Here is a 25365-nt window from a genome sequence, read left to right as displayed (position 1 = left end):
AAATGGTTGTTAACAACATTACCGAGCTTATTGGCCGAACGCCTCTTGTGCGCCTGACTCGAATCGCTCAGGGTCTAAAAGCAGAGATATACGGAAAACTGGAGTCACGGAATCCTCTCTCCAGTGTCAAAGATCGCATCGGTCTGGCTATGATTGAGGCTGCTGAAAGGCAGGGCCTCATTGGGCCGGGAACAACTATTATCGAACCCACCAGCGGCAACACGGGTATTGCCTTGGCCTTTGTCTGTGCCGCTCGAGGGTATTCCCTTGTTCTCACCATGCCAGAGACCATGAGCCTGGAGAGAAGGGCCCTCCTTAAACATTTTGGGGCCCGACTTGTCCTCACGCCCGGGGAGCTGGGAATGCGTGGCGCCATCGAAAAGGCCAAGGAGCTGCTTCAGGAGATCCCCAACGCTTATATGCCAGATCAGTTCTCAAACCCTGCTAATCCTGAAATCCATCGTCGCACCACAGCTGAGGAGATCTGGCGGGATACCCAGGGTCGGGTGGATATTCTGGTAGCGGGAGTGGGAACAGGGGGGACCATTACCGGGGTCTCCGAGGTTATTAAGGCTCGGAAACCATCCTTTCGGGCCGTGGCCGTGGAGCCAGCGGAGTCTCCTGTCCTCTCGGGAGGGGCTCCAGGGCCTCACAAAATACAAGGTATAGGAGCGGGCTTTATCCCCAAAATTCTTAATCTTCAGATAATTGATGAGGTTGTTCAGGTAAAATCCGAGGTGGCGATGGAGACGGCTAGACGTCTGGCCAGAGAAGAAGGAATCCTGGCTGGCATATCCGCAGGGGCGGCAACTTGGGCCGCCCTGGAGGTGGCCCGACGCCCTGAATCGCGAGGCAAAGTTATTGTCTGCATACTGCCAGATACTGGGGAACGCTACCTGAGTACAGAACTTTTTGTAAGCTAACTTTCTGCCAAGAAATAGGCTGTGAACTCTTCCCTACTCCGCTTTCTCTTAAGACCAAAGTCCAGGGGGCCTATAGGGAATTTTGTGTAAGGCTTAACAGGTACTTTTTCCATTTTAGAGTACTGCTTCAAGTTCATAGGTCAAGATGAACTTCTGCTGGAGTTCATAGCTTACGGCTTGAACACTGGGCATAGGTTTTCTCCACCATCGATCCTGAAGATTAGCCATCTGGACGAAAAGATTCACCTCTAGGGCCCTTTCCGAAGGGAAGTAATTTCCAAGATCTATGGCCATTCTTTCCAACCCGGCGTTAATACTTTCTACGGGGTTGGTGGAGTAAATGTGTTTACGGACCTCTTGAGGATAATCCAGGAAAGCCAGGTAGTGAAAGGCCTTATTTTCCAGACTCTGTCCCCAGTCCAGATATTCTTCCTTGACCACCTGGCAAAGTTCTGCAAAGAGCCTTTCGCCTTCTTGTTTGTCAGAGGCTATGCGGAGCTTGGCAAAGAGGGATCTCACTTTGCGATAGGCTTTTGTGGAGAGCTTGGCCTTAAGGTTTCGCTGGAGGTGGAGGAGACAGAGCTGATGCTGGGCGTAGGGGAAGAGTTGTTTTATGACTTCGGTTAGGCCCCGGAAATCATCGGTCACGAAAAGGAGAGGTCTTTTGAGACCTCGATTTATGAGGTCCTGAAGCACTTCTATCCAGAAGGCCTTTGATTCACGGCCTTTAAGCGGCCAGAAGCCAAGGATGTGTTTGGTCCCGGTGAAATCTATTCCCAGGGCCACAAAGACGGAGAGATCTCGCAGGGTTCCGGACTCTGGATCTTTGATTTTTCCCCAGTAGGCATCAATAAAGACGGCGAACCAGTCGGGTTTAAGGGGCTGTTTGCGGTAGAAGTCGAGCTTTTCCTGGATGAACTCGAGGACATCTTCTAGGGATTCTTCGGAATAGGGGAGACCTAATTTCTTCAAAGTTCTTTGGATTTGGGCTTTGGAGTAGCCGTTGGCCAGCATGGCGATGAGCAGTTCTTCGTAGTCTTTATCGACGCGTTTCCAGCGTTCGGGAAGGATGGCGGGCCTAAAAGAATGGCCAATTCGGACTCTAGGGATTTTGAGATTGAGGTTACCGAAGGAGAGGTAGAGGTTTCTGTGGTAGAAGCCGTTAGCGGAGTTTTCAAGGTGATTTTTTGAGGAAGAGCTCGCGTTCCTTAACCATGATGGCATTGATAAGGGATTCAAGCAGTTGAGAGAGAATGGGCTTTTGGCCTTTGGCTTTGGCTTCCCAAATTCTTTTAACCATTTCTTCGAGCCAGTCCTCAGGGAAGGGATAGGGTTCAAGTTTGCGTCTGGGCATAACCTCCCTCCTTTTGAGGTCTTCCAAATTTTACCCTTACACAAAATTTCTCCTGCCCCCCCTTTTCCCGTGAAAGCTTTCGATGAATCCGTTCCAGTATGGACTGCCCGGAGGAATTACCCTCTCCTTGATCCGCCACTTCTGCCGGACCTCCTGGAAGGCCCCGGACCGAAACTCAGGCCCATCGTCCCTCCGAATCTCATTCGGAGGACCATAGGTCCGACATAAGTGATCAAAATATTCTGCCGCCTCCTCCCCGCTTATCCTTCTGTCCCACCAGCCTCCAAGCAAATACCTCACGGCTTCATCCAAAACCTGTAGAATTCTGACCTTGCTCCCATCAGAAAGCCTCTTTTCCTTGAAATCTATGCTCCAGCGCTTAAGAGGCCTCCTTGCCGGCTCAAGAGGAAAGGTATCCTCCGGAACCTGACTCTTTCGATACCCTCGCTTTTTACGAAAGGATAAAGCTAAGCCCAGCTTTCTGTATAAGGTGTAGACTCTCTTGAGTCCCACCTTGAATCCTTCTCGTCTCAGAAGGGCCCAGAGTCTGCGGTAGCCATAAGCCGGATTCTTAAGGGCAAGCTCTTTTAATCTTTTGGCCCAGGCCTTATCTAAGGAAGCTCTTTTGCTTTGATAGAAGTAGGAGGACTTGGCAAGGCCCACCAGGCGAAGGGCTTTCTTTAAAGACAGACCATTTTCTACTAATTGAGTGGCTAACATTTTCTTTTCCTCTGGGGTTAGAAATTTTTTTTAATGACCTGGGTCAGGGCCTGGATTTCGAGTTCTTTTTCGGCAAGGAGCCGTTTGAGACGAGCATTTTCTTCTTCGAGAGCTTTAAGACGTTTAGCCTCGGAGGCGGAGAAACCGCGATATTTCTTTCTCCACCTGTAAATGGTTTGTTCTGAGACTCCGTATTTTCTTGCGGTAGCGGCTACGGAGTTTCCCGGGGTGTCGGCTTCGGCCAGGATTCTTATGATCTGGTCGATGGTAAACTTTTTCATGGCCTACCTCCATGGTTTTAAATTGCTTCAGCTATAAATCCTAACACCCCAGGTGGTTCGAAAAATGGGAAGCAGGTCATTCTCCTGGACGGAGGGGTCAGCACCTCCCATTTCTTTCATCACCGGATTAAGGCCCCCTGAGGTGCTCCCAGAGCTGTTTAAGGAGTTTGTTTGCGGCCACGTTTCATCTTGATTCCCATCATCTCTCTCCTTATTTCGGATCTGGGCCTAGGGGAAAGAATCCCCCGGCGAGATGCTGAGCGTGTCCCGGCACGCAAAAAGTTCCGTCGGCGGTGTGTGGGGGCCCGCCGCATAGGCCCCAGGGGAGCCCGGGGACTCCTCGCTTAGGATTCCATTTTTAAGGTTAGGCCCTGGTGACGCGGTAAATCCCCCGGCCGTGCTTCCACGCCTTAATAAGGCGTGTCAGAGAGCTCAGGAGGGGACATGAGGGTCCCTCCCCAGGGCCTATTTGCGGTAGACGACCTCCCCACGTTTGAGAGCCCCTCCTGATGTGCTCTTCGTGTGCTCTTCGTTGATGTAGCGCAGTGGGAGCAGGCAAATCTCCTTGAGGTCTTGAGTCGTTTTGACAATGGCGTAATAATGCTTTTCTCCTCGTTTTAGGGAAACGAGGTATTTGTCGCCTTCTTTGGTAACTATTTCTCCAAGATGGGGATGACCTTCCTTGTGGGTGGTAAGCGTCTCGTCGTTCAAATACACCGTCTGGGTTTGGGCGCTTATGGCCTCCTTGGGCTCTTTCCCGCAGGACAGTTCCGGTGATGGGACGGCCGATCTTGGCTTCAAAAAACGGCTGAAGTTCGGCCAGGTGACGGCGTCTTCGAGGGCCACCTGGTGAGCTTTAAAAATGGTAGGAATTTGCGAGTCTTGGTGCCCGGGGCCGGATTCGAACCGGCACGGGGGATTGCCCCAGAGGATTTTAAGTCCCCTGCGTCTACCAGTTCCGCCACCCGGGCAAGGTAAATTCTTCGGCCTTCAAGGGATAACAGCTTTAGCCCCCCTTTTCAAGGATGGTCCAGGCTTGGAGCATTTTATACAGGGGCCGTACCTTAATTTAAGCGGCAGAGCTTTTCGTTCTAGAAGAGCCTTTCTTCAGAACTCCAGAAGGTTAAAGGAGGTAGGGGAGAAGTAGGTAATAAATATTAGGCAAAATTTTTTAAGTTCCCAGGTAGATTACCCGAAAGATAAATATGTAAGAAGCCTCCTCTCTCTGCCCCACTCCTCACCCCCGGGCCCAAGGGGCCCGGGGGGTTTTTTTTGAGCAATATTAACGATATTAATGGCCACTAACAATATCACCAATCTGAAATATGGGTAGATACATGGCTACAATAATGCCGCCAATGGTGCCTCCCAAGAAGACAATCATGAATGGTTCGATCATACTTGTTAGGGCTTCGACAGTGGCATCGACCTCATCCTCAAAAAACTCGGCTACCTTGTTGAGCATGGTATCAAGGGCTCCGGTGGATTCACCTACGGCCACCATCTGAACCACCATATGGGGAAAAATTCCACTTTCTTCTAAGGGGTCGGCAATAGATCGCCCTTCAGTTATGTTGGCCCTCACGTTGAGGATGGCCTCTTCGACAACTTTATTGCCTGCTGTGGCTGCCGCTACTTTAAGGGCTTCAATTATGGAAACGCCGCTGTTTATTAAGGTTCCTAGAGTGCGGGCAAACTTGGCTACGGCCACTTTGCGAATCAGTGGGCCAAAGACAGGTACTCTAAGGATGAGGGCATCTATCTGGCGTCGTCCTTTTTCGGTAGCGTAATAGCGCTTAAGGGCCATAGATCCCAGAATTATTCCCCCAATGATGGCCAGGATATAATTTTTGACAAAATTGCTTATAGCGATGACGATCTGAGTGGGTAGCGGTAAGGCCTTGCCAAAGTCAGAGAACATCTTTTCAAAGACGGGAATAACAAACAGCAAAATTATAGTTACCACAATTACAGAAATGGAAACCACTATGGCCGGATAGGTAAGGGCACCTTTGATCTTCTTTTTAAGTTTTAAAGATTTTTCCATATAAGTGGCCAGTCTCATAAGAACTTCATCTAAGTTGCCCCCCATCTCTCCGGCCTGAACCATGTTGGTATAAAGATTGTCGAAACATTTGTGCTTCTTAAGGGCCTCGGTAAGACTAAGCCCCCCTTCCACGTCGGCCTTAATATTCTGGATGATTTCTTTAAAGGTTTTGTTTTCTTGCTGATGAGCCAAAGCATCAAGGGCCTGGACCAACGGAAGGCCAGCGTTGATCATTGTGGCCAGCTGGCGGGTAAAAACTACCAATTCTTTGGCTTTTACTTTAGGACGAAGAAAGGGGATATAGTCTGTTAATCCCTTGGATTTGGGCTTGATTTTAATGGGAGTAATTTTAAGGCGGCGGAGATGAAGGCGAACTAGTCTTTCATCGGGGGCTTCCATCTCTCCCTTTTTCTTGGAACCATCGGGCCCCTTCCCTACCCATACATAGACAGCCAATGCTTACCTCCGGAGAAAATTTTTTACCAAAAAGACCGAAAGCCTTATTAAAAAATCGGCTTAAAGAGGAGGATTCTTTAGTGGGTAGGGGCGAGAAGGAGGGAGGCGGGTCACCCGCCTCCCTGATGAATGATCTTAGAAGTTCAACTCAAAGGATACGTAAAGATTGTACATGTGGTCGATAGGCATGAACATGGTGGCCTGACTAATTTCCAGCATGCTAGTAGGAACCGGCCCTCCAGCCAGATAGCTAGAGAAGTTGCTTATCATCTGATTGAAGCTTTGGATATCTTTTTGGATATCACTGTCTATCTGTTTGGGTTTGCCTAGCCAGAGCCCACTTCCGGTATAGTTAAACCAGAAATACTGGAAACCAATTCTTAAAGAGGCCCTGGCATACTTGTTAAGGGCCTCACCTACCGGAAGATCCTGGATCCAGTAGATCTCGCCCACGTGTCCTCGGGTGGCCAGCTTGTTGAAGTAGATATCATCGCTGCCCACCATAAATGGCAACCACCACTTGGAGCCATAGTTATACTCCAGGCCGAGTTTGGCGTTGAACCTGGTAATGGGGATTCTGGTGCCGAGATAAACAGCCCAACCGGCCTTGGTGCCTAGGTCATCCCAACGAGCGGTGGCCTGATTGGGGGTGTAAAGAGGATTAAAGTTGTGCCCCAAAGTCAGATAGGGGCCTCCAAGGAGAGTGTAATACATGTAAAGCATGTCACCATCGTGGTTAAGAGGCATTCCCATGTAGCCATAGGTATCTGGATCAGTGATGGAGACACCCACCGAGGCGAAGTAATCTACGCCTTTAAGGCCCACGGCGGGGACATCTATCTTGTGCATCCAGGTGGCCCCGAGTTCGTAGATGTCTCCCAAGTTATACTGACTGGTTACAGAAAAGGGCGTCCACTGACCAAAAAGAGGGGAGAACATATACCAAGAGCCATCGGGGAAACCCATCACCCCTTCGGCCTTAAAGAGCTGGACAACCAGGAGCATGTCTTTCTCAGGCTCATCGATGACATCCCAGACAAAGCCATAGAAGTCAATGTCATCTTTGGCCCGGTCAAGAGGCATCTTGAAGCCAGACTCAAAGCCGCGGCCATAGCAGAAGCGGATTCGACCGCGCCAAGGCCAAGAATACTGGAAGCCAATGGTGGCTCCGTCGAAGGGAACATCAATGTTAATTCCCGCCGGGCTGGCCTCGCGGTTGTCAAGGCCTTCGCGGAGCTGACTGGGAACACCATGGGTGGTCGGACGGCGACCGAAGGAGACCCACATGGGCAGACCGCCGACATTTACCCAGTTGAAGTAGGCCCGGTCCACATAAAGGGCATTGTCAGCCGGCCTGACCCCGAGGGTGAAATTATTGGTGGTGGGGGGGAAAAGACCGGGGGCAATGTAATCGTTGGTCATTCCCCATATTTTATAGTAGGAAAGACGGACCTTAACGTTGGTGTTTTCTGTGGGGTTGACCTTGAAGTTTATCCGCATGCGGTTGGTATAGATGGTATCATTGTCTTGACTGTGGCTTTGCCCAGCTCTGGTAAAGCGTTCCTTTAGCTGCGGATCTAAATTTACCAAAGCATGTCCGCCGGAGCTAACAAAGTAATATTTATTTGAGTCTATAGGGTTCCCCAACGCGTCAGTTCCGCTTAAAGTTGCCCCGGACGCCACCCGGAACTGGGTGAAAGTTGGGAGAAGGCTAAACATATACTTGTTAGCCGGTACATGGGCGCTGGCTGAATCCACTCTGGCCCGGATATCTCCCCAGATCTTGAACTTGCCCATGTTATCTTTGAATTCCTCAATGGTGTCACTAACATCGGCCACGGTTTCGCTCTGCTCTTCCTGGGTGGCTTTAATCTCTTTGAGCTGGCTCTTTAAGGCTTCAAGCTCTCGGGTGAGTTGCTCAATGCGACGCATTAGCTCTTCGGTGCTTGGAGCGGCTGAGGCCAAAGGCGCCAACCCAAAAAGAAAAAGAAAGACCATCACAATACTCAACCAACGCCTCATAGGAACCTCCTATATTTTAGGATGATAATTATTGAGGATATTGTCCCCTCTATCCCGACCTTTTTCCAAGGTCAAGGGCTAAATTTTTAACCATTCTTAAAATTTCTAGACAAATCTCTTTCAGAACTGGTAATTAATCTTCGTGACGTTATCTCAACTTTTAGAGCGCATTAAGTCCTCTCCTGATATCCACCGGGCAGGTATGATCCTTGTCCACAATGGAATTGTCCGGGGGCTGACAAGAAATGGCCATCAGGTAGAAAGGATAAGGGTCAAGGTTAACTGGCAACGTCTTTCAGAGCTTCTTGAGGAGGCTCGCCAGCGTCCAGGGATTGTAGCTGTTGAAGCCTCTTTAAAGGAGGGTGAGTTTTGGGTAGGGGAGGATCTTATGTATCTGGTGGTGGCTGGAGATTTCCGCCAAAATGTGCTGGCCTGTCTTTCAGAGCTTCTTGAGGCCATCAAGGCTGAGGTTACCGAAAAGGAGGAGATCGTTATTGCAGGCCGAGGTTAAAAAGCTTGTAGATGTCTGCCGCCGGCTTTACGAACGAGGGCTTATTGCCGGCAGTGAAGGCAATGTAAGCCTGAGGCTTGACGACGGCCGCCTCCTGACCACCCCTTCAGGGAGAAACAAGGGCTGGCTTGAGCCAGAGGACATCTCCTGCCTGGATATGGCAGGCAGGCTGGTTTCCGGCCCCAAGCCCTCTTCAGAGATCCGTCTTCATATCCACATATATAATTTGAGGTCTGATGTTCGGGCTGTGGTTCACACCCATCCTCCCTATGTGCTCGCGGTCACCCTTGCCGGATATGATCTCCGCCGTCCTCTTCTGGCCGAAGGGGCCCTTTTTTTTGCAGACTTAGAGAAGGCTCCCTTCGCCGTGCCGGGAAGTGACGAAGTTCCCGCGGTGGTTGAGCCTTTTATCCGGCGTTCCAAAGCAATCATCCTCGAACGTCATGGCCTGGTAACCCTGGGGGCAGACCTGGAAGAGGCTTTTAATCTTACAGATATGCTGGAGCACTTGGCCCGGACCCACTGGTTAGCCTATGCTCTCAACCCGGGGGTCTTACCCCTGGGGATAGAAGAACTCGATCGCCTGCGGCGTTTTTACCCATGCTTGAAGTAAGGGCCCCTCTTACGGCCACAGTGGTGGATATTTCTGTCTGGCCGGGGAAGATGGTCAATAAGGGTGAGGAATTGATGCAACTTGAGGCCATGAAGGTCTACATACCTATTCAAGCTCCCTGTACCGGGAGGATTGTTGCTGTGCATATCTCTTCGGGGCAGGTAGTCCAAAAAGAGAGTATCATGCTAGTAATTGAGTGTGCTAACAGCTGATAACCGATTTCAGATTAACTAGAGATGAGAGAGATCAAAAAAATAGCTGTTGTCGGTCTTGGTTATGTTGGCCTTCCGGTGGCCATAGAATTTGGCAAAAAGGTACCCACTATAGGTTACGATGTTAATCGAGCCAAGGTCTCTGCTTATCAGCAGGGTAAGGATCCGGCAGGAGAGGTGCCTCCAGAGGAGTTTATTGCCGCCAGGTATCTTGAGTTTACTGGCGAGGCCGGTCGCCTGCGCGAGGCGGACTTCATAATCGTTGCCGTCCCTACCCCCATCAATGTTCATAAGCTTCCGGATCTTAGCCACCTTTTGGCCGCCAGTCGGACCATCGGGGCCAACCTCTCTCCGGGAACCATTGTCGTCTATGAGTCAACCGTCTATCCAGGGGTTACCGAGGAGGTCTGTCTGCCGGTTCTGGAGGAGGCTTCAGGCCTTAAGGCCGGTCAGGATTTCAAAGTGGCCTACTCCCCGGAACGTATTAATCCCGGAGACAAGGAGCACACTTTGGCCCGGGTAATTAAGGTTGTAGCGGCCCAGGATGAGGAGACTTTAGAGACGGTAGCCAGGACATACGAGCTGGTGGTTGAAGCCGGGGTCTATCGGGCCCCCAGCATCAAGGTGGCCGAGGCGGCCAAGGTTATTGAGAACACCCAGCGAGATCTTAACATCGCCCTCATGAACGAACTGGCCATCATCTTCAACCTTATGGGGCTGGATACCTTAGAGATTCTGAAGTGTGCCGGCACTAAATGGAACTTTCTCCCGTTCAGGCCTGGCCTGGTAGGCGGGCACTGCATTGGGGTTGACCCTTACTATCTTACCTATAAAGCCCAGGAGTTGGGTTATCACCCCCAGGTAATCCTGGCCGGCCGCAGGATAAATGACTTTATGGGCATTTACGTTGCCCAGAAAGCCATCAAAGAGATGATCAAGGCCGGCATCAGGGTTGATGGGGCCAGAGTAGGGATCCTGGGCCTGACTTTTAAGGAAAATTGTCGAGACATCCGCAACACCCGGGTGGTGGACATTATCTACGAGCTTAGAGACTACGGCATTGAGCCCGAAGTCCATGATCCTCTGGCCGATCCCCTCCTGGCAGAAGAGCTCTACGGTCTGCGCCTATATCCTGATCCTCCCCGGGGGCTTGATGCGGTGATTCTGGCCGTGGCCCATGAGGCCTACCGAGAGCTTGGTCCAGAGGGTATCGTGGCTACCTTACGCCCGGGGCGGGGAGTGATTATAGATGTCAAGGGGCTGTTTTCGGCAGCAGACTTTGCCTCCACCCCTTACCGTTACTGGCGCCTTTAGGAGGGTAGCCATGGTTGAGGTGCTGGGCCTCTCCAATGAAGAAAAGATTCTTCTTCTTAAGATAGCCCGAGAGGCTATAGCGGCTCGTCTTGAGGGTCGGGAGATCAGGTTCCCACGGGTTGAGTCACCCAAGCTTCGCTCCCCGCTGGGGGCCTTTGTGACCCTCCATATCCGGGGGCAACTTCGGGGCTGTATCGGCACCTTTTTCCCGGAGGGGCCTCTTTACCTTACCATCGCCCAGATGGCCCAGGAGGCCGCCTTTTCTGATCCTCGCTTTCCGCCCCTTTCCGCTCGGGAGTTGCCTCTGATAGACATTGAGATCTCGGTTCTATCTCCCATGAGGAGGGTTCTGGGGCCGGAGGAGATTGAGGTCGGCCGGCATGGAATCTACATTGTCCGGGGCCTTAACCGGGGGGTTCTCCTCCCTCAGGTGGCCACGGAGTATGGCTGGGATCGCTATACCTTTCTTGACCACACCTGTCTTAAGGCCGGACTTCCGCCGGGCTGCTGGCAGGATCCCGAGACAGAAATCTACACCTTTACGGCCGAGATTTTCTCCGAGAAGGACTTTGGCCTCGGCCCCTTTGCCAGGGGATAAAGGGCCGAGGCCAAAGGGAAGCTATGGGGAGTTATCCTTCTTGGCGCCGGCCAGGATATACTGGCTCAGGCTGTCGAATTGTTCTGGAGTCAGGGAGACCCTTATTCGATGTCTTTCCAGAATCGCCGGCCATTCTGAAGCTGTCCGCTCCTCGGGCCTTATGTGTCGGTGGCAGGCCCCGCATTCCTTAAGGTAGTAGGCCTTACCCGCGGAAAGACTAGGGGAGCTACCTTTGGGAGTCGAGGCACATCCATAAAAGAGACTAAGACAAATTATCAATAAGCCGGGCAAAAAAATTATCCTTTTCATAGTCACCCTCCTAGAATTGCCAGCCTACGCCCAGGTTTATCATGTCGGCCGGATCAGGTCCGTCAGACTTCTTGACCTGATAGTCTATCTTTAGGACGAGATTGGGAACGGGGTAGAAGTTGATCCCGAAGGTCCAATCAAAGCGGTCACCGGCCGGATCCCGAACCACTCCTTTAGGCATGGCATGTTGGGTGTCGTAGTCATCGTAGCGAACGAAGACCACGGCATCAGAGCGGCTGAGCCGTCCTTGTTTCCAGGCCTCTGGCCAGATATGGACGCCGGCCTCAAGGTAGTAGCCCAGCATTTCTTTGGCCACGCCCTGGGGAAGGCCCTGGGTGTCTTCCAGGCGAGTAAAGGCAAAGGCCCCACGGAGATCGACCTTTTTCCAAACAAACTCAAAGTCAGCGGAGTAAATTCCGATTTTTCCGTCTATATCTGGGTCCTTGCCGTTGTCGCCATTGTTGATGCCTCCGTAATAAAACGAGGCTCCCAGGCGAAGACCGCTGAGGGTCTCCCAGGGCCAGAGGGTGCCCGGGTAGAAGTCTAGACGGCCAGTAAGAACCGGGGCGTTTAAGCTGGGCCGTTCCTTTATGCGTCCTTTACGTATTCCGTTGAGAGCAGAGAACTTAGAGCCGTCAAGGCCGCCTACCAGATAGAGTTGGTAGCGAAGAGAGGGGCCTAAGTCTCCAAAGATTCCGCCTCCATCGGAGGCCCAGGTGGTGGGAATTATGTAGGTGGCGAAGGACGGTCGTTCAACACCATAGAAGGCCGGGGGTTCGTGGCGGAGGTTGATGATCCCCAGGGGAGTCAGGACCCGGCCCACGCGGAAGTTAAGGTAAGGAGAGAGCAGGAAGTCAACATAGGCCTGCTCAAACCCCAGGGTCCCGTCATCACCCTGGACATAGGCATGTTCTAGTTCGATTTCTGACTGGAACTTGATCCAGTCGGAGAAGTCATAGCCTAAGTAAAGCACCAGGCGGTGAATATCTACCTTGTCATTAGAGTAGCCCTTGGAATCTCGCCCTTCACTGATGTTGGCGTGGATTTCGCCATAACCACCGATACCAAAGCGATTCTCAGAGGCTGATCTCCTTGGTGGGGCCTGGGTTTCGGCTGCCTTTTGTCGCTTAAGCAGTTCTTCGACCTTCTTCTCCAGGATTTCCAGCCTTTCTTTGTCGCTGAGTTCGGCCCATGAGGGAGAAGCAACGGCCAACAGGAAGAGGATCAGGATTCCCCTTAGCAAAATTTTCATGACGGCACCTCCTTATAGAAATTAATTCTGCAATGCTTTAACAATTATGGTTGTAAAAAAACACGATGTTTTTTTAGGGACTCATCTGGAAACCTCCTTTGTTATTAAGGATTTTTATAATCCAAAGAAACTGCGACTAAATATCAGTAACTATTTAGGTTGTCAATCAGGAAAAAATTTTTGTTAAGAAAGGCGGGAGATATCTGTGGGGTTGAAGGGCCCAGATGAATTGTTTGTCTTTTTTCTTGTTTGGTTTATTTAAAAGCTTTCTTGCTCCCCTTTGTTCTCAGGCCTATTATTGGGCAAAACGAAAAAGGCTGGAGGAATCATGGCTGAGGAGTTGTCGCCGCTTCTTTTGATCATTCTTGATGGCTGGGGCTGGCGAGATGAGGTCGAGGGGAATGCCATCCGGCTGGCCGGCACACCGAACCTTGAGCGTTATCAGAGGGAGTATCCCTTCACCCTCCTTAAGTGTTCCGGAGAAGCCGTCGGGCTTCCCGAAGGCCAGATGGGAAACTCTGAGGTAGGGCACCTTAATATCGGGGCGGGGCGCATTGTCTATCAGGATCTTACCCGCATCAATCTGGCCATCAAAGAAGGGAGTTTCTTTGAGAACCAGGTCTTAAAGGAGGCCTTTGTTCGGGCCAAGTCCTCGGGGGGAAAGGTCCATCTTATGGGGCTGGTTTCAGATGGTGGCGTGCACAGTCATATGGAGCATCTCTACGCCCTCCTCCAGATGGCCAAAATCCATGGGCTTTGTCAAAAGACCTTTGTCCATGCTTTCACTGACGGTCGAGACACGCCTCCCACAAGCGGAGTCAAATATATTCAGACCCTGGTTCAGAAGATGGTCGAGCTTAACTGTGGCCAGATAGCCATGGTCTCGGGGCGCTACTACGCTATGGACAGAGACAAGCGCTGGGAGCGCACTGAGCTCGCCTGGCGGGCTCTGGTCTTGGGGGAAGGACGCCAGGCTGAAGATCCGGTTAAGGCCGTTGAGACTGCCTATGAGCGGGGAGAAACAGATGAATTCATCAAACCCACGGTGATGGTCAGACAGGGCCGGCCAGTGGCCCTGGTAGAAGACGGAGACGTGGTCATCTTTTTTAATTTTCGGGCTGATCGGGCCAGACAGCTGACCATGGCCCTTACCCAGGATGGCTTTAAAGGCTTTCAGCGCCCCTGTTTTCCCCGCCTGGCCTATTTTGTCTGTATGACCCTTTATGACGAAACCTTTGATCTCCCGGTGGCCTTTCCGCCAGAACATCTCAAACACATCTGGGGAGAAGAAGTCAGCCGGGCCGGTATCCGTCAGCTTCGAATTGCCGAGACGGAAAAATACGCCCATGTGACTTATTTCTTTAATGGTGGTGAAGAAAATCCCTTTCCTCTTGAAGATCGCCGACTAATCCCCTCCCCTCGAGAAGTCCCCACTTATGACCTCAAACCCGAGATGAGCGCCCTTGAGGTCACGGAGGAGGTGATTAAGCGTATAAAAGACAGAAACTATGGCTTTATTGTTATGAACTATGCCAATGGTGACATGGTTGGGCATACCGGCGTCCTTGAGGCGGCCATGACTGCCGTTCGGGTGGTGGACGAGTGTGTAGGTAGGGTGGTTGAGGCCTTTAGAAAGTACCAAGGAGGGCCGGTCATTGTTACCGCAGATCATGGAAACTGTGAGCAGATGATAGACGACACCGGACCTCACACCGCCCATACGGCCAACCCGGTTCCTTTTTATCTTATAGATGACCGCTTTAAAGGAGCCTCTCTAAGGCAGGGGATCCTGGCCGACATTGCTCCTACAGGGCTCTTCCTTATGGGGCTTCCCATCCCTTCGGAGATGACAGGCCGTCCTTTATTGGAAGAGTAGAATTCTTTTGGGTTTTCGCTACTCTACCAAGGCGAAGATCCCGGCTCGGCGTTGGTCGCCGGCTCCCTGAAACTGGTCATTTACTAAGTGGACGCCGCCGAAGTAAAGATCCTTTACCGGCCAGATATTATGAGGCCAGGGGAGATCCTCTGTGGCTTCCGGGGGAAAGCCGGGTTCTATCTGGAGCCTTTCTCCATCAAAGTGGGCCCTGGGGGCCGAGACGGCCTTCTCGGGGGGCAGACCGAAGAAGGTCAGATTGGCTATTACCTCGAAGATGGCCGACCGGATACGCTTGCTGCCTCCGCTCCCAAGGGCTGTTTTGGTTCCCTCGGAGACAAGCAGGCTAGGGGCCATCATAGAGGCCACCCGTCTTCCGGGAGGGTCGGCGAAAAAGCCTCGGGGGTGGAGGTCATCTTCACCCATGATGTTATTAAGGACAATGCCTGTCCTTGGCGCCAGATAGCCCGAGGCCTCGCCAAATGTCATGGTCAGGGCAGCCAGGTTGCCCTGACCATCCACCACGCTGATATGGGTTGTCCCCCGGGAGGCCCTAGGCCTCTGATTGAGGAGGGAAAGGATCCTTTGGGGCTGATCTTTAATGACCCCTTCTCTTAGATGGTGGGCTTCATAAAGGGCCTGCCCCAGGGCCAGAAGATGCTCCCGGCTCAAGAAGGCCCCTTCAGAGAAGCTATTTTCAAAAAGCTGGAGTGAAAGGGCCACCATGCCTCCGCCAAAGGCCGGTGGAGGATTGGTAAACAGGACTCCCCGGGAGAAGTCAAAGCGGAGCGGCTCCCTGAGGATAACCTGATAGGCCGAAAGATCTTCTTGGGTAAGGAGGCCTCCTCCTTCGGCCATAAGCTGGGCTATTCGGTGGGCAATTTCTCCTTTATAGAAGGACTCTAGGGTCTCGGGAAGACCTTCCAAAAAGTCGGCCAGAAGGGGGTTGCGGAGTCTTTCTCCCGCCTTGGGAGGGCGTCCTTGAGGGCAGAAAATAGCCGTTGATTCGGGGGTGCTTTTGAAGATGGGTTCAAGAATGGCGAAGCAGTAGGCCTGAAAGGCATCAATCACGAACCCCTCCCGGGCAAAGTGAACGGCCGGCTGGACTACCCTCTTGAGAGGCAGGGAGCCCAGGTCCTGATGGATGCAGACAAGGCCCTTTAGGGTGCCTGGAACGGCTACTGAGGCCAGGCCGATATTGAAATCCTGGCTGGAGGCAGCGAAGTGAAGGGTGACCTTCTGAAAATCTTGCGGCTTCTTCCCCGGAGCCCCAAGGCCGGGGGTGTTGACAAAAAAATCGTAGATAAGGGTCCTTTCATTTGAGGCCTGGTGAACAAGGGCGAAGCCTCCTCCTCCAAGGCTGGTAAGGGCGGCCTCCGTCACCCCGGAGGCAAAGGCCGCTGCCACTAAGGCATCAAAGGCATTACCCCCGGCCTCAAGGATTTTTTGGCCGGCCAAGGCGGTGTATCGATTACCACAGGCGATGGCTCCCTTCATGACCAAAAATCTCCAATTATCCGTCGGATTATCTCCTCAAAAGGAAGGCCTTCTCTGTAGAGAGCTAGCATCTGGTGGGCCCCGGTGCCTTGCTGAAGAATTCTTCGGAGCCCCTCAATATAGGAGAAGGCCTGAGGGGCTTCAAGGGTCGAAATCTGCTGGCCTAAGCCGAGAGCCAGCTCTCGAAAGCTGTGGCGCTTGAAGTCCGGAGAGATGAAGGTTCCGTCAAGGCCGTATCGTCCGGCCTGCCATTTGTTGTAGCGGATAATTTCCTCCGGTGGACATGGTGGTGGGGCTTCTTCTTCGGAAAACAATCTGGCCAGGGCCCGGGTTAGGTCGATAATTGTCAGGATATCCTGATAGCGGGTGGGAACATCGTAGATGCGAATTTCTACGGTGCCAAAGTCGGGGTGAATCCGGATATCCCACCAGAGATCCCTGATGGATTCTATAATCTCTAAGCGGTTGAGGAGGTTGATGAGGTCTTCGAACTCCTGCCAATCCTTGAAAAAGCGGGGAAGTCCGGCCAGGGGGAGGACTTCAAATAGCTTGCTTCGATAGGAATAGAGCCCGCTCGGTCTTCCTTCATAAAAGGGTGAGGAGGTGGTTAGAGCCAGAAAGAGGGGGAGATAAGGCCTTAGCCAATTGTAAACTTTGATGGCCACCTCCGGGGTTTCCATGCCCACGTGGATGTGAAGCCCCTGGGCAATAAAACGCCGTCCAGGTAACTGGAGCTCTTTAAAGATCCGGTGGTAGCGGGGATGATCCCAGACTTGTTGCTCTTCGGCCAGAGAGAAGGGATGAAGGCTGGCTGGCCAGAGGAGAAAACCCTCTGCTTCGGCTAAAGAGAAAAGATAAGAGAGCGCCTCGCGGAGAAATTCGTCCACCTCGGTCAGATCCTGGCAGACAGGGGTGATGAGTTCCAGCATGGAGGAGAAGGCCTCTGGCTTGACCAGGGGGCCAAGTCTCTCCTCAGCCAGGTGCTGAATTTTGGGGCCTCCAGGGGTCAAGGAGAGGGTCCGGGCATCGAGGACCTGGAGTTCGATCTCTACGCCTAAGGTAAAGGGGAGGCTGCGACGGAAGCGGACCATGGCTAACCCTTCCTGGAAAGACCCTCCAGGGCGATACGAGCGACAGTAGCCAGATACCGGGCTCCGACAGGCAGGACGCCTTCATCAAAATCAAAGCGGGGGCTATGGGCTGGAATGCCTTCTAGACCCGCTTTAGCCGCTCCGAAGCGGACGAAACATCCGGGAACCTTGCGCAGATAAAAGGCAAAGTCTTCTCCCCCCAGGCTGGGATGGGGCTGACTGACCACTCCGGAAGGGCCTACAACTGTTTGGGCCGCTTCTTTGGCCCAGGCCGTTTCTCGGGGGCTGTTTATCACCGGTGGATATCCTTCCTTGATGGTCATCTTTACCTGAGCTCGGTGGAGGTCTCCCACCGCCCGACTGATGCGTTTAAGACCCTCATGAATCCGGCGGCGAATATCCTTATGGGTGGAACGAATGGTGCCCTCAAGAAAGGCTTCCTCGGCGATGACATTGTGGGCTGAGCCCCCTGAAAATCTGCCTACGGTAACCACACAGGGATAGGCTGGGTTCACCTCCCGGGAGACAATGGTCTGGATACTCATAACCAGCAGGGAGCCCACAACGATGGCGTCTATGGCCTCATGCGGCCAGGCGGCATGGCCGCCCCGGCCCCGAACAGAGATGGAGAAACTGTCGGTATAAGCGCAAATGAGGCCCTCATTTACGGCAATCTGTCCCACCTGAAAGTGACGGTCAATATGGCCGCCGAAAATGGCTGAGACTCCTCTCAGGACCCCCTCGCGGATCATCTCCTGGGCCCCAGCGCCCTTTTCTTCGGCCGGTTGGAAGATGAGCCTTACCCTCCCCGGGCCCGGATTCTGGGAAAGAAGGGCCGCGGCCCCTAAAAGCATAGCCACATGGCCATCGTGGCCGCAGGCATGCATCACGCCGGGCACCCTGGAGGCAAAGGGGAGCCCCGTTTCCTCCTTAAGAGGTAAGGCGTCCATGTCGGCCCTCAGGGCCACTGTGGCCCCAGGACCTCCGTCTATTTCGGCCACCACGCCGGTTCGGGCCACCCCTGTTCTGTGAGGGATCCCCAGCTCTTTTAGTCTGGCAGAGATGAACTCAGCGGTTTTCTCCTCCTGGTAGGAAAGCTCCGGCCAGGAATGAATGGTCCGGCGGATGTCTATCATCCACTTGGTGAGGTCGGCATCCATACTTAGTCTCTGCCAGGAAGCTGAGGGGGGATGCAACCATCGTCTTCGTCAGGCTTGTTGCCCTCCTGATTTACCAAGGTCTCTATGAGCTTTTTGGGAATAGAGACCCTGATTACTCCCCGGAAGTCTCCAGGCTTATAGCCAGTGGCTTTGTCCTCGGGGTAGAGCTTTTTTAAAGTCTCAACGATCTCTTCAGGCATCTCCCGAGGATCTCCGTGGCAAAGGAGACACTCTTCCCGGACTAAAATCGGCTTGTAGTAGCGAAAGTAGGGCTGACCGTTTTCGGTGACTTCCTGGATATAAAAAGGCAGAAGAATTTTTTTACCTTTGTATATCCATTCTAAAAGATCAAGAACCTCTTTTTCATATTTGTCTGGGGCGTCGGCAGGGTTGCGCCACTTAAAAGAGGTGCGTTTGATCTTGATTCCAGGGCCTATTTGACGGGCCAGCTTGTGGGTCAGATCTTGGGCTACATTGGCACATACAGAGATAGCGGTAGCCGGATCGCCCTCCTCAAGGGCAGCTATCAGACGAGACTTGAGGTTTTTCATCAATTCTACTGTGGCCCGCTCTCCGATTTGAATGACCTTGTCGTTTAAACTGGCAAAGGCCGGGCTAAAGAAGATAAGGCTGAAGCCTAGCAGTGCGGCCGCAATTAGGGTGCGAATCATTGCCTCCCCCCTTCTCCCGAATTTTTACCTAAGGGCGCCTTTTAGCATATCTTATGGGTGACGGCCAGAAACTTAACAGACTCCGAGCGGCAGAAGAAGAGATATTTCGTATTCAGTGGTAAAATTCATCTCATGAAATTCAAAAAAATCGTTTTTTTCCGGGCCGTAAGCCGTCTTACTGAGCTCCCGGGGGAGCGTTTCCCGGAGATTGCCGTGGCTGGTCGTTCGAATGTGGGGAAATCTTCCTTGATAAATCGTCTTCTTAAAAGACGGGCCGTGGCCAGAGTAAGTTCTACCCCTGGACGCACTCGCTCCCTAAACTTTTTTAATATTGATGATCGCCTTTATCTGGTGGATCTTCCTGGCTACGGTTTTGCGAAGGGGCCCCTAAGAGAGAGGCTGGCCTGGAAGAGGCTTGTTGAGGGATACCTTTCCGAAAGAGAAAGCCTGCTGTTGGTTTTGACCATCTTTGACATAAGGCGAGAACCCGACGAACTTGATCTGGCCCTCATTGAATATCTTTGGGCGGCAGGACGCCCTTTTGTCGTGGCCCTCAATAAAATTGATAAAGTTAATCGCTCTGAACGGGCCCGGGCCCAGAAAAAATATCTTGAGGTCTTTGGGCTTTCTCCAGAAGATGTCTATCTCACCTCCTGTCGGACAGGAGAGGGGATAGACGCCCTCCGGCGAAGGATTTTTGCTAAGAGAGGATAGACCTACTCAGCGGTTAATTCGATACGCTCTTCCGTCCCGCGCAAAAGGGCCAACATCAAAGAGAGGTAGTCCCTTACGTGTCGGGTGATGAGAAAGTTATCCCTGACGAATTGTCTGGCCTTGCGGCCCATCTCCAGACGGCGTTCCGGATAGGAAAGAAGATATCGAATCCTGAGCGCCGCTCCTTCCGGGGTTCTGACCAGAAAGCCAGTATGGTGGTTGACCACTTGGGATCTTATCCCTCCGGTGTCTCCACCGATTACCGGCTTGCCCTTCCACATGGCTTCGGTGACAGTGAGACCAAACCCCTCCTTGATGGACTTCTGCATGACAACGTCGGCAGCTCGCTGGAGGGCGTTTATAGTCAGGTGTTCGTCAGGGGGAAGGAAAAGAATGCGGATGTCCGGATCATCCAATGCGGCCGCCTTGACCTCTTTGAGAACAATCTCCCCTTCGGGATCATCCGCCGCCCCTCCGCCGGCCAAGACGAGCTGGACAGGGGTGAACTTTCTGGCCAGGCGAACAGCCCGGATGACTCCGAGAGGATCCTTAAAGCGGTCAAACCGCGACACCTGAACGACAAGGGGCTTTTCCCTGGTAAGCTTAAAACGATCAAAGATCTTATCCACCTCTTCTTGGGGAAGATCCTGGTTCTTGAGGGTTAAGGGGTCTATGCTTGGGGGAATGATGTATTGCAGATTTGGTAGAGGCTGGGTGAAATCAGGCATGGAGAAAATAGTCGCCTCGTATTTGGAGACGATATCTCTCAGATAGCGCCATACCGGCCGGTGAGGTCGCGAGAGATCAATATGGCACCGCCAGACCCATTTCCCCCGCCGATGAGGGAAAAATTCAATCAGAGGAGCCGGTTGCGGATCGTGGATGAAGACGAAATCTGCGTCTTCAAGGACAGGCCGGAGGATTTCGGCCTGCTGGGCGTTTATTTCCTGATGGACCCGAAGGGCGCTTTCGCTAATATCTTGAGGGAAACCCTGAAGGGCATTGTGCATGGCCTTGGTAACCCGGAAGAAGTTTTCATCTCCACTGATTACCTCCCAGCGTATTTCAAGCCCCAGGGCCTCCTTAATGGCGGTAAGGCTATGAAGGATCTCGGCCACTCCGCCGCCATAGCGGGTGGAGTTGACGTGAACCACTCGGGCTCCCTTGAGGGCCCCTGCCAGTTGTTTTAGCTGGTCAACAACGTCTGTTCCGGCTATTTGCTGATAGCGGGCCAGAATCTCTTCGGTCACAACGACCTCCCAGAAAAGAAGTCTCTGAAGACTTCATATAGTTGCTGGCGAAGCTCGGTTAGGGTGACAAAGTAGGGATCAATGGCTGCCAGTTGACGAATGAGATCCTGATATTCCGGGCCAAAGGCCGTCATCCAGGCCCGAAAGTCATCGGTGCCTTCTGAAGTCCGGCGGCGGGCATCTATGAAGTGATAAAAGATACTTCCCGAAGACATCCCTAAGACAGCCTCCGGAAGCTCCTCCGGACTTGTTAGCTGACGGTGGGTGTCTAAGACGACAATCTGGCTTCGGACGAAGTAAAACGGAGTTTCGGCCTTAAGCCAGGGAGTGTATTCGGTTTCATCCATCCGTTCTTCAATGGTATCAATGAGCTCCTGCCGCAGGGCTTCAAGATCGGGATAGTCCTGAGGGTCGATAATATTTAGGCGTTCAGCCAGGATTTGATCATGGAGAGCTCGATAGGCCCAGGCGGCAAAGTCGTTGTGATATTCTGGGTGCTCAAAACTGGGGCGCAAAAGACGCCCCCAGAAGTGGTGATATAGACAACCAGAATGAACCCGTCTTAAATCGTCGAGAAGTTCCGCCAAGGAATGGGACTTTTCTCCGGTGGAGATAGACACCAGAGCGCAGTCCTTAATCAAAAAGGGATAGTCAACTACAACTTCATCATTGGGCATGGGCTAACTCCTTAAGGAGTCTTCGGGCCTCCCGAGAGGATTCCAGGTTAAACCTGGCCCTGGAAGGCTCAAGGCCGATCTTGATGGAATAGGCCCAATCTGGAAGGACATCGAAGAGGTCTTCATCAGTCCAGTCGTCTCCCATGGCCAATATGAAATCCCAGGCCTTGGGGACCAGCCACCGCAGGGCGGCCCGGCCTTTATTAATGTTGGCCGGTTTGACCTCGATAACCTTATTACCCTCAAGCACCATAAGGTTGAAATTCTCTGTCAAGTTGACCAGAGCATCTTTGAGCTCCCGGGCTCGCAGACTCCCCAGCTCTGGGTCCGACATCCTGTAGTGCCAAACCAACGAGAATTCCTTCTCCTCGATGAGTGAGCCAGGAGTCCGGTCCATGTAGAGCTCCAAAATGGGTCTTATAGTTTCTTTCCAGTCCTGCTTGAGGGGTTCGATCATTTCCCATTCCCCACCCCCCTCTTTGAACCAGACTCCGTGTTCGGCTACCAAGTCTATAGGTAAATTGCCTAACCAGCTTTCCATGGTCTGGCGATCACGGCCACTAATGATGACCACTCTGTTGTTTTTATCGGCCAACTCGGCGAGAATCTTTTTAAGCTCTCCATCCGGTTTGGCTAGCTCTGGTCGGCCGGAGAAGGAAACTAAAGTTCCATCGTAATCCAAGAAGAAAAGTCGCTCCTTGGCCTTAAGATAGTCTTGAATGAGATTCTTCCTGGTCTCTGGTGAGAGCTTACGGGCTTCTCGCTGATGTTGCATCTCCTGGAGGTGGTTTAGTCGGTCCATGAATTCCCCTGTCCAGCGATAGATATCATATCGCCTAAGGCGTTCTTTAAGCCTCCTTAGGCGGTCGGCCTGTTCGTCTTCATCCATTTCTAGGGCTAAGGCCAAGGAGTTGGCCACCTCTTGGATGTTAAAGGGGTTAACGATTATGGCTTCACCCATCTCCCTGGCAGCTCCGGCCATTTCACTGAGAATAAGAACTCCTCGATCGGTAGTCTTGGTGGCCACAAACTCCTTGGCGATGAGATTCATCCCGTCTCTCAAGGGGGTAACCAGGGCTACTTCAGCTAAATGGTAAAGGGCGACCAAGGTGGGAAAAGACAGGGAGCGGTAAAGATACCAAATAGGGGTCCAGCCCAAGGTGCCATGACGGCCGTTTATGCGGCCAATTAATTCATCAACCTCTCGTTTTAGCTGGATGTAATGTTCTACTTTAGTTCGGGAGGGAACCCCAACCAGGACAAGAATGACTTTTTCCCGATAGCGGGGATAGCGTTCTAAAAACAGATCAAAGGCCGCCAGGCGCTGGGGGATACCCTTGGTGTAATCCAGACGATCTACAGAGAGGATCACTTTACGGTCGCCGATTCGGCGACGAAGACGGCGAATTTCAGCCTGAACCTCCTTTAGCTCCGGTGAGCCGGCAAATCGTTCATAGTCTATTCCCATAGGAAAGGTGTCCACTTTGGCCACCCGGTTGGATACATGAACCAACCCCAGACTGTGGTCCTTGCCCAGGATACGGCGGACACAACTCAAAAAATGCCGGGCGTAATCATAGGTGTGGAAGCCAATAAGATCGGCCCCTAGCATACCCTCCAGTATTTCTTCTCGCCAGGGAAGGGTGCGGATGATCTCAAAAGAGGGAAAGGGAATATGAAGAAAAAATCCAATGGTGGCCCGAGGAAGATGGCGCCTTAAGAGGCCGGGCAATAAAAGAAGCTGATAGTCATGGACCCAGATGATGTCTTCTTCGGTGGCTTCGTTGAGAACAGCTTCACAGAAGAGCCGATTTACCTGACGGTAGCTATCCCAGAAACGCTTTTCAAAGTTTACGTACTGAAGAAAGTAATGAAACAGCGGCCAGAGAATACGATTGCTGAAGCCATAATAATAATACTCGACCTGACGTTTGGTAAGAAAGATGGGGCGGCAAGATTCTTGAGCCAGTCGCTCTCTGATCTCTTCTTCGTAACCCCTGGCACTCTCACTAGAGAGCCCCGGCCACCCCAACCAGAGCCCATTTTTCTGGCGATAGAAGGATCCCAGCCCGGTGGCTAGCCCTCCGGCACTGGAGTGAAAGACCAAGCGTTTTTCCTGTTTGCTTACGGTAACTGGTAATCGATTGGCAACAATGATCAATCGAGAAGGCATCTTGCATATCCTGACAGCAAATCAGGTTTCTCACAAGCCCACCTCACGCCGGAATCATAGCTGTCATTAGCCTTAGATACCAGTTTTATTTTGATTTTTTCTTTTTTCTGGATCGGGACCCGATCTCACAGCTAGGGGCAGCTCAAGTGGGCACCCCCAGCCGGGGAAGAATGATCCGGTTAAGTCCTAACCAAATGACAAAAACGGCTAACACTACCCCCAAATCTCCTAAATTCACCTTAGGCCTCCTTGGATTTGATGAACTCTATAGCCCTCTTAAGTCTGGATATGACTCGTTCTTTACCTAGAAGGGAAATAATCTCAAAAAGCCCTGGAGAGACAGTCTTCCCGGTAAGGGCCACCCTTACCGGTTGGGCGATATTTTTTAGCTTAAGCCCCATCTCTTCCGCTAGCCCTCGGAAAAGCTTCTCCAGGAGCTCCTCATTGGAGAATTCTGGCAGCTCCTTGAGCTCTCCGGCTAGCCGTTCTAGGGCAGGCAAGACCTCGGGCTTTAAGAATTTTTGGGCCGCTTTGGGATCATAATCCGGCTCCTTAAAATAAAAAAGGAGCATCTCGGCCATCTCTGCCAGGGTTTTGGCTCGGGTTTGGACTGTTTCGATGGCTCGTCGCAGATAGCCTTCATCAACATTTTCCACCCCTAGACGGGCCAGAAAAGGTCGAACCAGTGAGGCTAGAGTCTCTGGAGATTCCGATTTTATATAGTGGGCATTTAGCCAGAGAAGCTTTTCTGGATTGAAGACCGCCGCTGAGCGGCCTATGTTTTCCAGGCTGAACTTTTCGATGAGTTCCTGAAGACTGAAAATCTCCTGATCTCCATATGACCACCCCAGCCGAACCAAATAGTTGATTAACGCTTGGGGAAGGTAGCCTTCATCGCGGTAGGCAAGCACACTCATGGCTCCATGGCGTTTGGACAAACGCGTCCGATCTGGGCCTAAGATCATGGGCACGTGGGCAAATTTGGGGGGCTGGGCCCCTAAGGCCTTAAAGAGAAGGATATGCTTGGGAGTGTTATTGAGATGATCATCCCCCCGAATCACATGGGTGATTTCCATAGTCAGGTCATCTATGACGACCGCAAAATGATAGGTAGGGACACCATCTGAGCGAAGGATGATAAAGTCGTCCAGCTCTTGATGATCAAAGGCTACCGGCCCCCGGATGAGATCATCGACCACAGTGCTCCCGGTGGGAGGAATCTTAAAGCGGACTACCCGCCCGGGCCCTGGTCCCAGCCCCAGTCTTCGGCAAGTTCCGTCGTATTTGGGCTTTTGGCCCCTTTCTAAGGCCTTTTTCCTCTTGGCCTCCAGCTCTTCAGGGCTACACTGACACCAGTAGGCCTGGCCTTCCTCCAGGAGCTGGTCAATGTACTGACGGTAGAGATCAAACCGCTGGCTCTGGTAGTAGGGCCCCTCATCCCAGTCAAGCCCTAGCCATTTCATGGCTTCGAGAATGGCCTGGGCATATTCGGGGCGTGAACGCTCCTGATCCGTATCCTCAAATCGGAGGACAAACTTCCCCCCATGGTGTCGGGCAAAGAGCCAATTAAAAAGGGCCGTTCTGGCCCCCCCAATGTGAAGATGACCTGTAGGGCTAGGCGGAAAGCGAGTCTTTATGTTCATATGT

Annotated in this window: 24 protein-coding genes, 1 tRNA gene and 1 pseudogene; 9 read left to right on the top strand and 17 right to left on the bottom strand. The window is 52.3% G+C overall.

From position 1 onward, the window contains the following. Window positions 1–2 precede the first annotated feature (2 nt). Complete coding sequence (cysK, locus tag G4V39_RS05835) at window positions 3–923, top strand: cysteine synthase A (RefSeq protein WP_210412013.1); 921 nt, start codon at window positions 3–5, stop codon at window positions 921–923. Window positions 924–1037: 114 nt separating this feature from the next. Here the strand turns inward: cysK and G4V39_RS05830 are convergent. The 3 genes and pseudogenes from G4V39_RS05830 to G4V39_RS05815 all read right to left on the bottom strand — a co-directional run bounded on the left by G4V39_RS05830 (window position 1038) and on the right by G4V39_RS05815 (window position 3278). Beyond that, a pseudogene (locus tag G4V39_RS05830) lies at window positions 1038–2277 on the bottom strand (IS256 family transposase). Between the two features lie 36 nt (window positions 2278–2313). Next, complete coding sequence (locus G4V39_RS05820) at window positions 2314–2997, bottom strand: IS3 family transposase (protein ID WP_166032025.1); 684 nt, start codon at window positions 2995–2997, stop codon at window positions 2314–2316. A 17-nt stretch (window positions 2998–3014) separates the two neighbouring features. Then, entirely contained in the window at window positions 3015–3278 is a 264-nt protein-coding gene (locus G4V39_RS05815) for a transposase (RefSeq protein ID WP_166032024.1), read from the bottom strand. 171 nt (window positions 3279–3449) lie between these two features. On the opposite strand from G4V39_RS05815, the gene G4V39_RS05810 reads away from it, so the two are divergent. After that, entirely contained in the window at window positions 3450–3626 is a 177-nt protein-coding gene (locus tag G4V39_RS05810) for a hypothetical protein (protein WP_166032023.1), read from the top strand. A gap of 117 nt (window positions 3627–3743) precedes the next feature. On the opposite strand, the gene G4V39_RS05805 is transcribed toward G4V39_RS05810, so the two are convergent. From G4V39_RS05805 to G4V39_RS05790, 4 genes are all read right to left on the bottom strand, one after another. Continuing rightward, the gene (locus G4V39_RS05805) at window positions 3744–4124 is read right to left on the bottom strand and encodes a hypothetical protein (RefSeq protein ID WP_166032022.1); all 381 of its coding nucleotides are present in this window, start codon (window positions 4122–4124) and stop codon (window positions 3744–3746) included. A 37-nt stretch (window positions 4125–4161) separates the two neighbouring features. Beyond that, window positions 4162–4249 (bottom strand) — tRNA-Leu (locus G4V39_RS05800). Window positions 4250–4569: 320 nt separating this feature from the next. Continuing rightward, window positions 4570–5781, bottom strand: coding sequence for a type II secretion system F family protein (locus G4V39_RS05795; RefSeq protein ID WP_210412011.1), 1212 nt, complete (start codon window positions 5779–5781; stop codon window positions 4570–4572). Window positions 5782–5916: 135 nt separating this feature from the next. Continuing rightward, window positions 5917–7803: a DUF3373 family protein gene (locus tag G4V39_RS05790; protein WP_166032021.1), complete on the bottom strand. Its 1887-nt coding sequence runs from the start codon at window positions 7801–7803 to the stop codon at window positions 5917–5919. 142 nt (window positions 7804–7945) lie between these two features. On the opposite strand from G4V39_RS05790, the gene G4V39_RS05785 reads away from it, so the two are divergent. Genes G4V39_RS05785 through amrA form a run of 5 tightly spaced genes read left to right on the top strand, consistent with a single transcriptional unit; the run spans window position 7946 to window position 11051 of the window. Beyond that, window positions 7946–8314: a molybdenum cofactor biosynthesis protein MoaE gene (locus G4V39_RS05785; RefSeq protein ID WP_210412010.1), complete on the top strand. Its 369-nt coding sequence runs from the start codon at window positions 7946–7948 to the stop codon at window positions 8312–8314. Beyond that, entirely contained in the window at window positions 8298–8927 is a 630-nt protein-coding gene (locus tag G4V39_RS05780) for a class II aldolase/adducin family protein (protein ID WP_166032020.1), read from the top strand. Before G4V39_RS05785 ends, G4V39_RS05780 begins: the two co-directional genes overlap by 17 nt. Beyond that, window positions 8915–9139, top strand: a complete 225-nt coding sequence (locus tag G4V39_RS05775; protein WP_166032019.1) for an acyl-CoA carboxylase biotin carboxyl carrier protein subunit — start codon at window positions 8915–8917, stop codon at window positions 9137–9139. The genes G4V39_RS05780 and G4V39_RS05775 overlap by 13 nt, the downstream gene beginning before the upstream one ends. A gap of 24 nt (window positions 9140–9163) precedes the next feature. Beyond that, window positions 9164–10453, top strand: a complete 1290-nt coding sequence (locus tag G4V39_RS05770) for a nucleotide sugar dehydrogenase (protein WP_166032018.1) — start codon at window positions 9164–9166, stop codon at window positions 10451–10453. Between the two features lie 10 nt (window positions 10454–10463). Then, on the top strand, window positions 10464–11051 hold the full coding sequence (gene amrA, locus G4V39_RS05765) for an AmmeMemoRadiSam system protein A (protein WP_166032017.1): 588 nt from the start codon (window positions 10464–10466) through the stop codon (window positions 11049–11051). Window positions 11052–11072: 21 nt separating this feature from the next. Here the strand turns inward: amrA and G4V39_RS05760 are convergent, their stop codons facing one another. Both G4V39_RS05760 and G4V39_RS05755 read right to left on the bottom strand, forming a co-directional pair. Next, window positions 11073–11360, bottom strand: coding sequence for a hypothetical protein (locus G4V39_RS05760; protein ID WP_166032016.1), 288 nt, complete (start codon window positions 11358–11360; stop codon window positions 11073–11075). A 10-nt stretch (window positions 11361–11370) separates the two neighbouring features. Further along, a complete protein-coding gene (locus tag G4V39_RS05755; protein ID WP_166032015.1) occupies window positions 11371–12612 on the bottom strand; it encodes a hypothetical protein in 1242 nt (413 codons plus the stop codon). Between the two features lie 328 nt (window positions 12613–12940). Between G4V39_RS05755 and gpmI the strand changes: the two genes are divergently transcribed. Continuing rightward, entirely contained in the window at window positions 12941–14488 is a 1548-nt protein-coding gene (gene gpmI, locus G4V39_RS05750; RefSeq protein WP_166032014.1) for a 2,3-bisphosphoglycerate-independent phosphoglycerate mutase, read from the top strand. Between the two features lie 18 nt (window positions 14489–14506). Here gpmI and G4V39_RS05745 read toward each other — a convergent pair whose 3' ends face one another. From G4V39_RS05745 to G4V39_RS05730, 4 genes are read right to left on the bottom strand one after another with little or no spacing between them, the layout of a single operon-like run. After that, the gene (locus tag G4V39_RS05745; protein ID WP_166032013.1) at window positions 14507–15982 is read right to left on the bottom strand and encodes a gamma-glutamyltransferase family protein; all 1476 of its coding nucleotides are present in this window, start codon (window positions 15980–15982) and stop codon (window positions 14507–14509) included. Then, on the bottom strand, window positions 15979–17073 hold the full coding sequence (locus G4V39_RS05740; RefSeq protein WP_166032012.1) for a carboxylate-amine ligase: 1095 nt from the start codon (window positions 17071–17073) through the stop codon (window positions 15979–15981). The genes G4V39_RS05745 and G4V39_RS05740 overlap by 4 nt, the downstream gene beginning before the upstream one ends. 2 nt (window positions 17074–17075) lie before the next feature. Then, window positions 17076–18233, bottom strand: a complete 1158-nt coding sequence (locus tag G4V39_RS05735; protein ID WP_166032011.1) for a M20 metallopeptidase family protein — start codon at window positions 18231–18233, stop codon at window positions 17076–17078. Between the two features lie 2 nt (window positions 18234–18235). Then, window positions 18236–18904, bottom strand: coding sequence for a Tll0287-like domain-containing protein (locus tag G4V39_RS05730; protein ID WP_166032010.1), 669 nt, complete (start codon window positions 18902–18904; stop codon window positions 18236–18238). A 132-nt stretch (window positions 18905–19036) separates the two neighbouring features. Here G4V39_RS05730 and yihA point away from each other — a divergent pair, with 132 nt between their 5' ends. Continuing rightward, a complete protein-coding gene (gene yihA, locus G4V39_RS05725; protein ID WP_166032009.1) occupies window positions 19037–19618 on the top strand; it encodes a ribosome biogenesis GTP-binding protein YihA/YsxC in 582 nt (193 codons plus the stop codon). 2 nt (window positions 19619–19620) lie between these two features. On the opposite strand, the gene G4V39_RS05720 is transcribed toward yihA, so the two are convergent. The 4 genes from G4V39_RS05720 to gltX form a co-directional block, all read right to left on the bottom strand. Next, window positions 19621–20868 carry a glycosyltransferase gene (locus tag G4V39_RS05720; protein WP_166032008.1) on the bottom strand — a complete coding sequence of 416 codons (1248 nt, stop codon included), beginning with the start codon at window positions 20866–20868 and terminating at the stop codon, window positions 19621–19623. Further along, entirely contained in the window at window positions 20865–21545 is a 681-nt protein-coding gene (locus tag G4V39_RS05715) for a DUF5752 family protein (protein WP_166032007.1), read from the bottom strand. Before G4V39_RS05715 ends, G4V39_RS05720 begins: the two co-directional genes overlap by 4 nt. Next, window positions 21535–23718, bottom strand: coding sequence for a bifunctional alpha,alpha-trehalose-phosphate synthase (UDP-forming)/trehalose-phosphatase (locus G4V39_RS05710; protein WP_166032006.1), 2184 nt, complete (start codon window positions 23716–23718; stop codon window positions 21535–21537). The genes G4V39_RS05715 and G4V39_RS05710 overlap by 11 nt, the downstream gene beginning before the upstream one ends. 239 nt (window positions 23719–23957) lie before the next feature. Next, window positions 23958–25361 (bottom strand): glutamate--tRNA ligase, encoded by a 1404-nt coding sequence (gene gltX, locus G4V39_RS05705; RefSeq protein ID WP_166032005.1) that lies wholly within the window; start codon window positions 25359–25361, stop codon window positions 23958–23960. Window positions 25362–25365 lie beyond the last annotated feature (4 nt).

It is taken from the genome of Thermosulfuriphilus ammonigenes (genome assembly GCF_011207455.1).
In the GTDB taxonomy this organism is placed as follows: domain Bacteria; phylum Desulfobacterota; class Thermodesulfobacteria; order Thermodesulfobacteriales; family ST65; genus Thermosulfuriphilus; species Thermosulfuriphilus ammonigenes.
Note: the sequence above shows the minus strand (reverse complement) of the source record. Positions and strands in the feature narration are given on the sequence as shown.

Coding starts and splice junctions, on each gene's coding strand:
- cysK (WP_210412013.1), top strand. CDS start 3: ATGGTTGTTAACAACATTACCGAGCTTATTGGCCGAACGCCTCTTGTG.
- G4V39_RS05820 (WP_166032025.1), bottom strand. CDS start 2,997: ATGTTAGCCACTCAATTAGTAGAAAATGGTCTGTCTTTAAAGAAAGCC.
- G4V39_RS05815 (WP_166032024.1), bottom strand. CDS start 3,278: ATGAAAAAGTTTACCATCGACCAGATCATAAGAATCCTGGCCGAAGCC.
- G4V39_RS05790 (WP_166032021.1), bottom strand. CDS start 7,803: ATGAGGCGTTGGTTGAGTATTGTGATGGTCTTTCTTTTTCTTTTTGGG.
- G4V39_RS05775 (WP_166032019.1), top strand. CDS start 8,915: ATGCTTGAAGTAAGGGCCCCTCTTACGGCCACAGTGGTGGATATTTCT.
- G4V39_RS05770 (WP_166032018.1), top strand. CDS start 9,164: ATGAGAGAGATCAAAAAAATAGCTGTTGTCGGTCTTGGTTATGTTGGC.
- amrA (WP_166032017.1), top strand. CDS start 10,464: ATGGTTGAGGTGCTGGGCCTCTCCAATGAAGAAAAGATTCTTCTTCTT.
- G4V39_RS05760 (WP_166032016.1), bottom strand. CDS start 11,360: ATGAAAAGGATAATTTTTTTGCCCGGCTTATTGATAATTTGTCTTAGT.
- G4V39_RS05755 (WP_166032015.1), bottom strand. CDS start 12,612: ATGAAAATTTTGCTAAGGGGAATCCTGATCCTCTTCCTGTTGGCCGTT.
- gpmI (WP_166032014.1), top strand. CDS start 12,941: ATGGCTGAGGAGTTGTCGCCGCTTCTTTTGATCATTCTTGATGGCTGG.
- G4V39_RS05745 (WP_166032013.1), bottom strand. CDS start 15,982: ATGAAGGGAGCCATCGCCTGTGGTAATCGATACACCGCCTTGGCCGGC.
- G4V39_RS05740 (WP_166032012.1), bottom strand. CDS start 17,073: ATGGTCCGCTTCCGTCGCAGCCTCCCCTTTACCTTAGGCGTAGAGATC.
- G4V39_RS05735 (WP_166032011.1), bottom strand. CDS start 18,233: ATGGATGCCGACCTCACCAAGTGGATGATAGACATCCGCCGGACCATT.
- G4V39_RS05730 (WP_166032010.1), bottom strand. CDS start 18,904: ATGATTCGCACCCTAATTGCGGCCGCACTGCTAGGCTTCAGCCTTATC.
- yihA (WP_166032009.1), top strand. CDS start 19,037: ATGAAATTCAAAAAAATCGTTTTTTTCCGGGCCGTAAGCCGTCTTACT.
- G4V39_RS05715 (WP_166032007.1), bottom strand. CDS start 21,545: ATGCCCAATGATGAAGTTGTAGTTGACTATCCCTTTTTGATTAAGGAC.
- G4V39_RS05710 (WP_166032006.1), bottom strand. CDS start 23,718: ATGCCTTCTCGATTGATCATTGTTGCCAATCGATTACCAGTTACCGTA.
- gltX (WP_166032005.1), bottom strand. CDS start 25,361: ATGAACATAAAGACTCGCTTTCCGCCTAGCCCTACAGGTCATCTTCAC.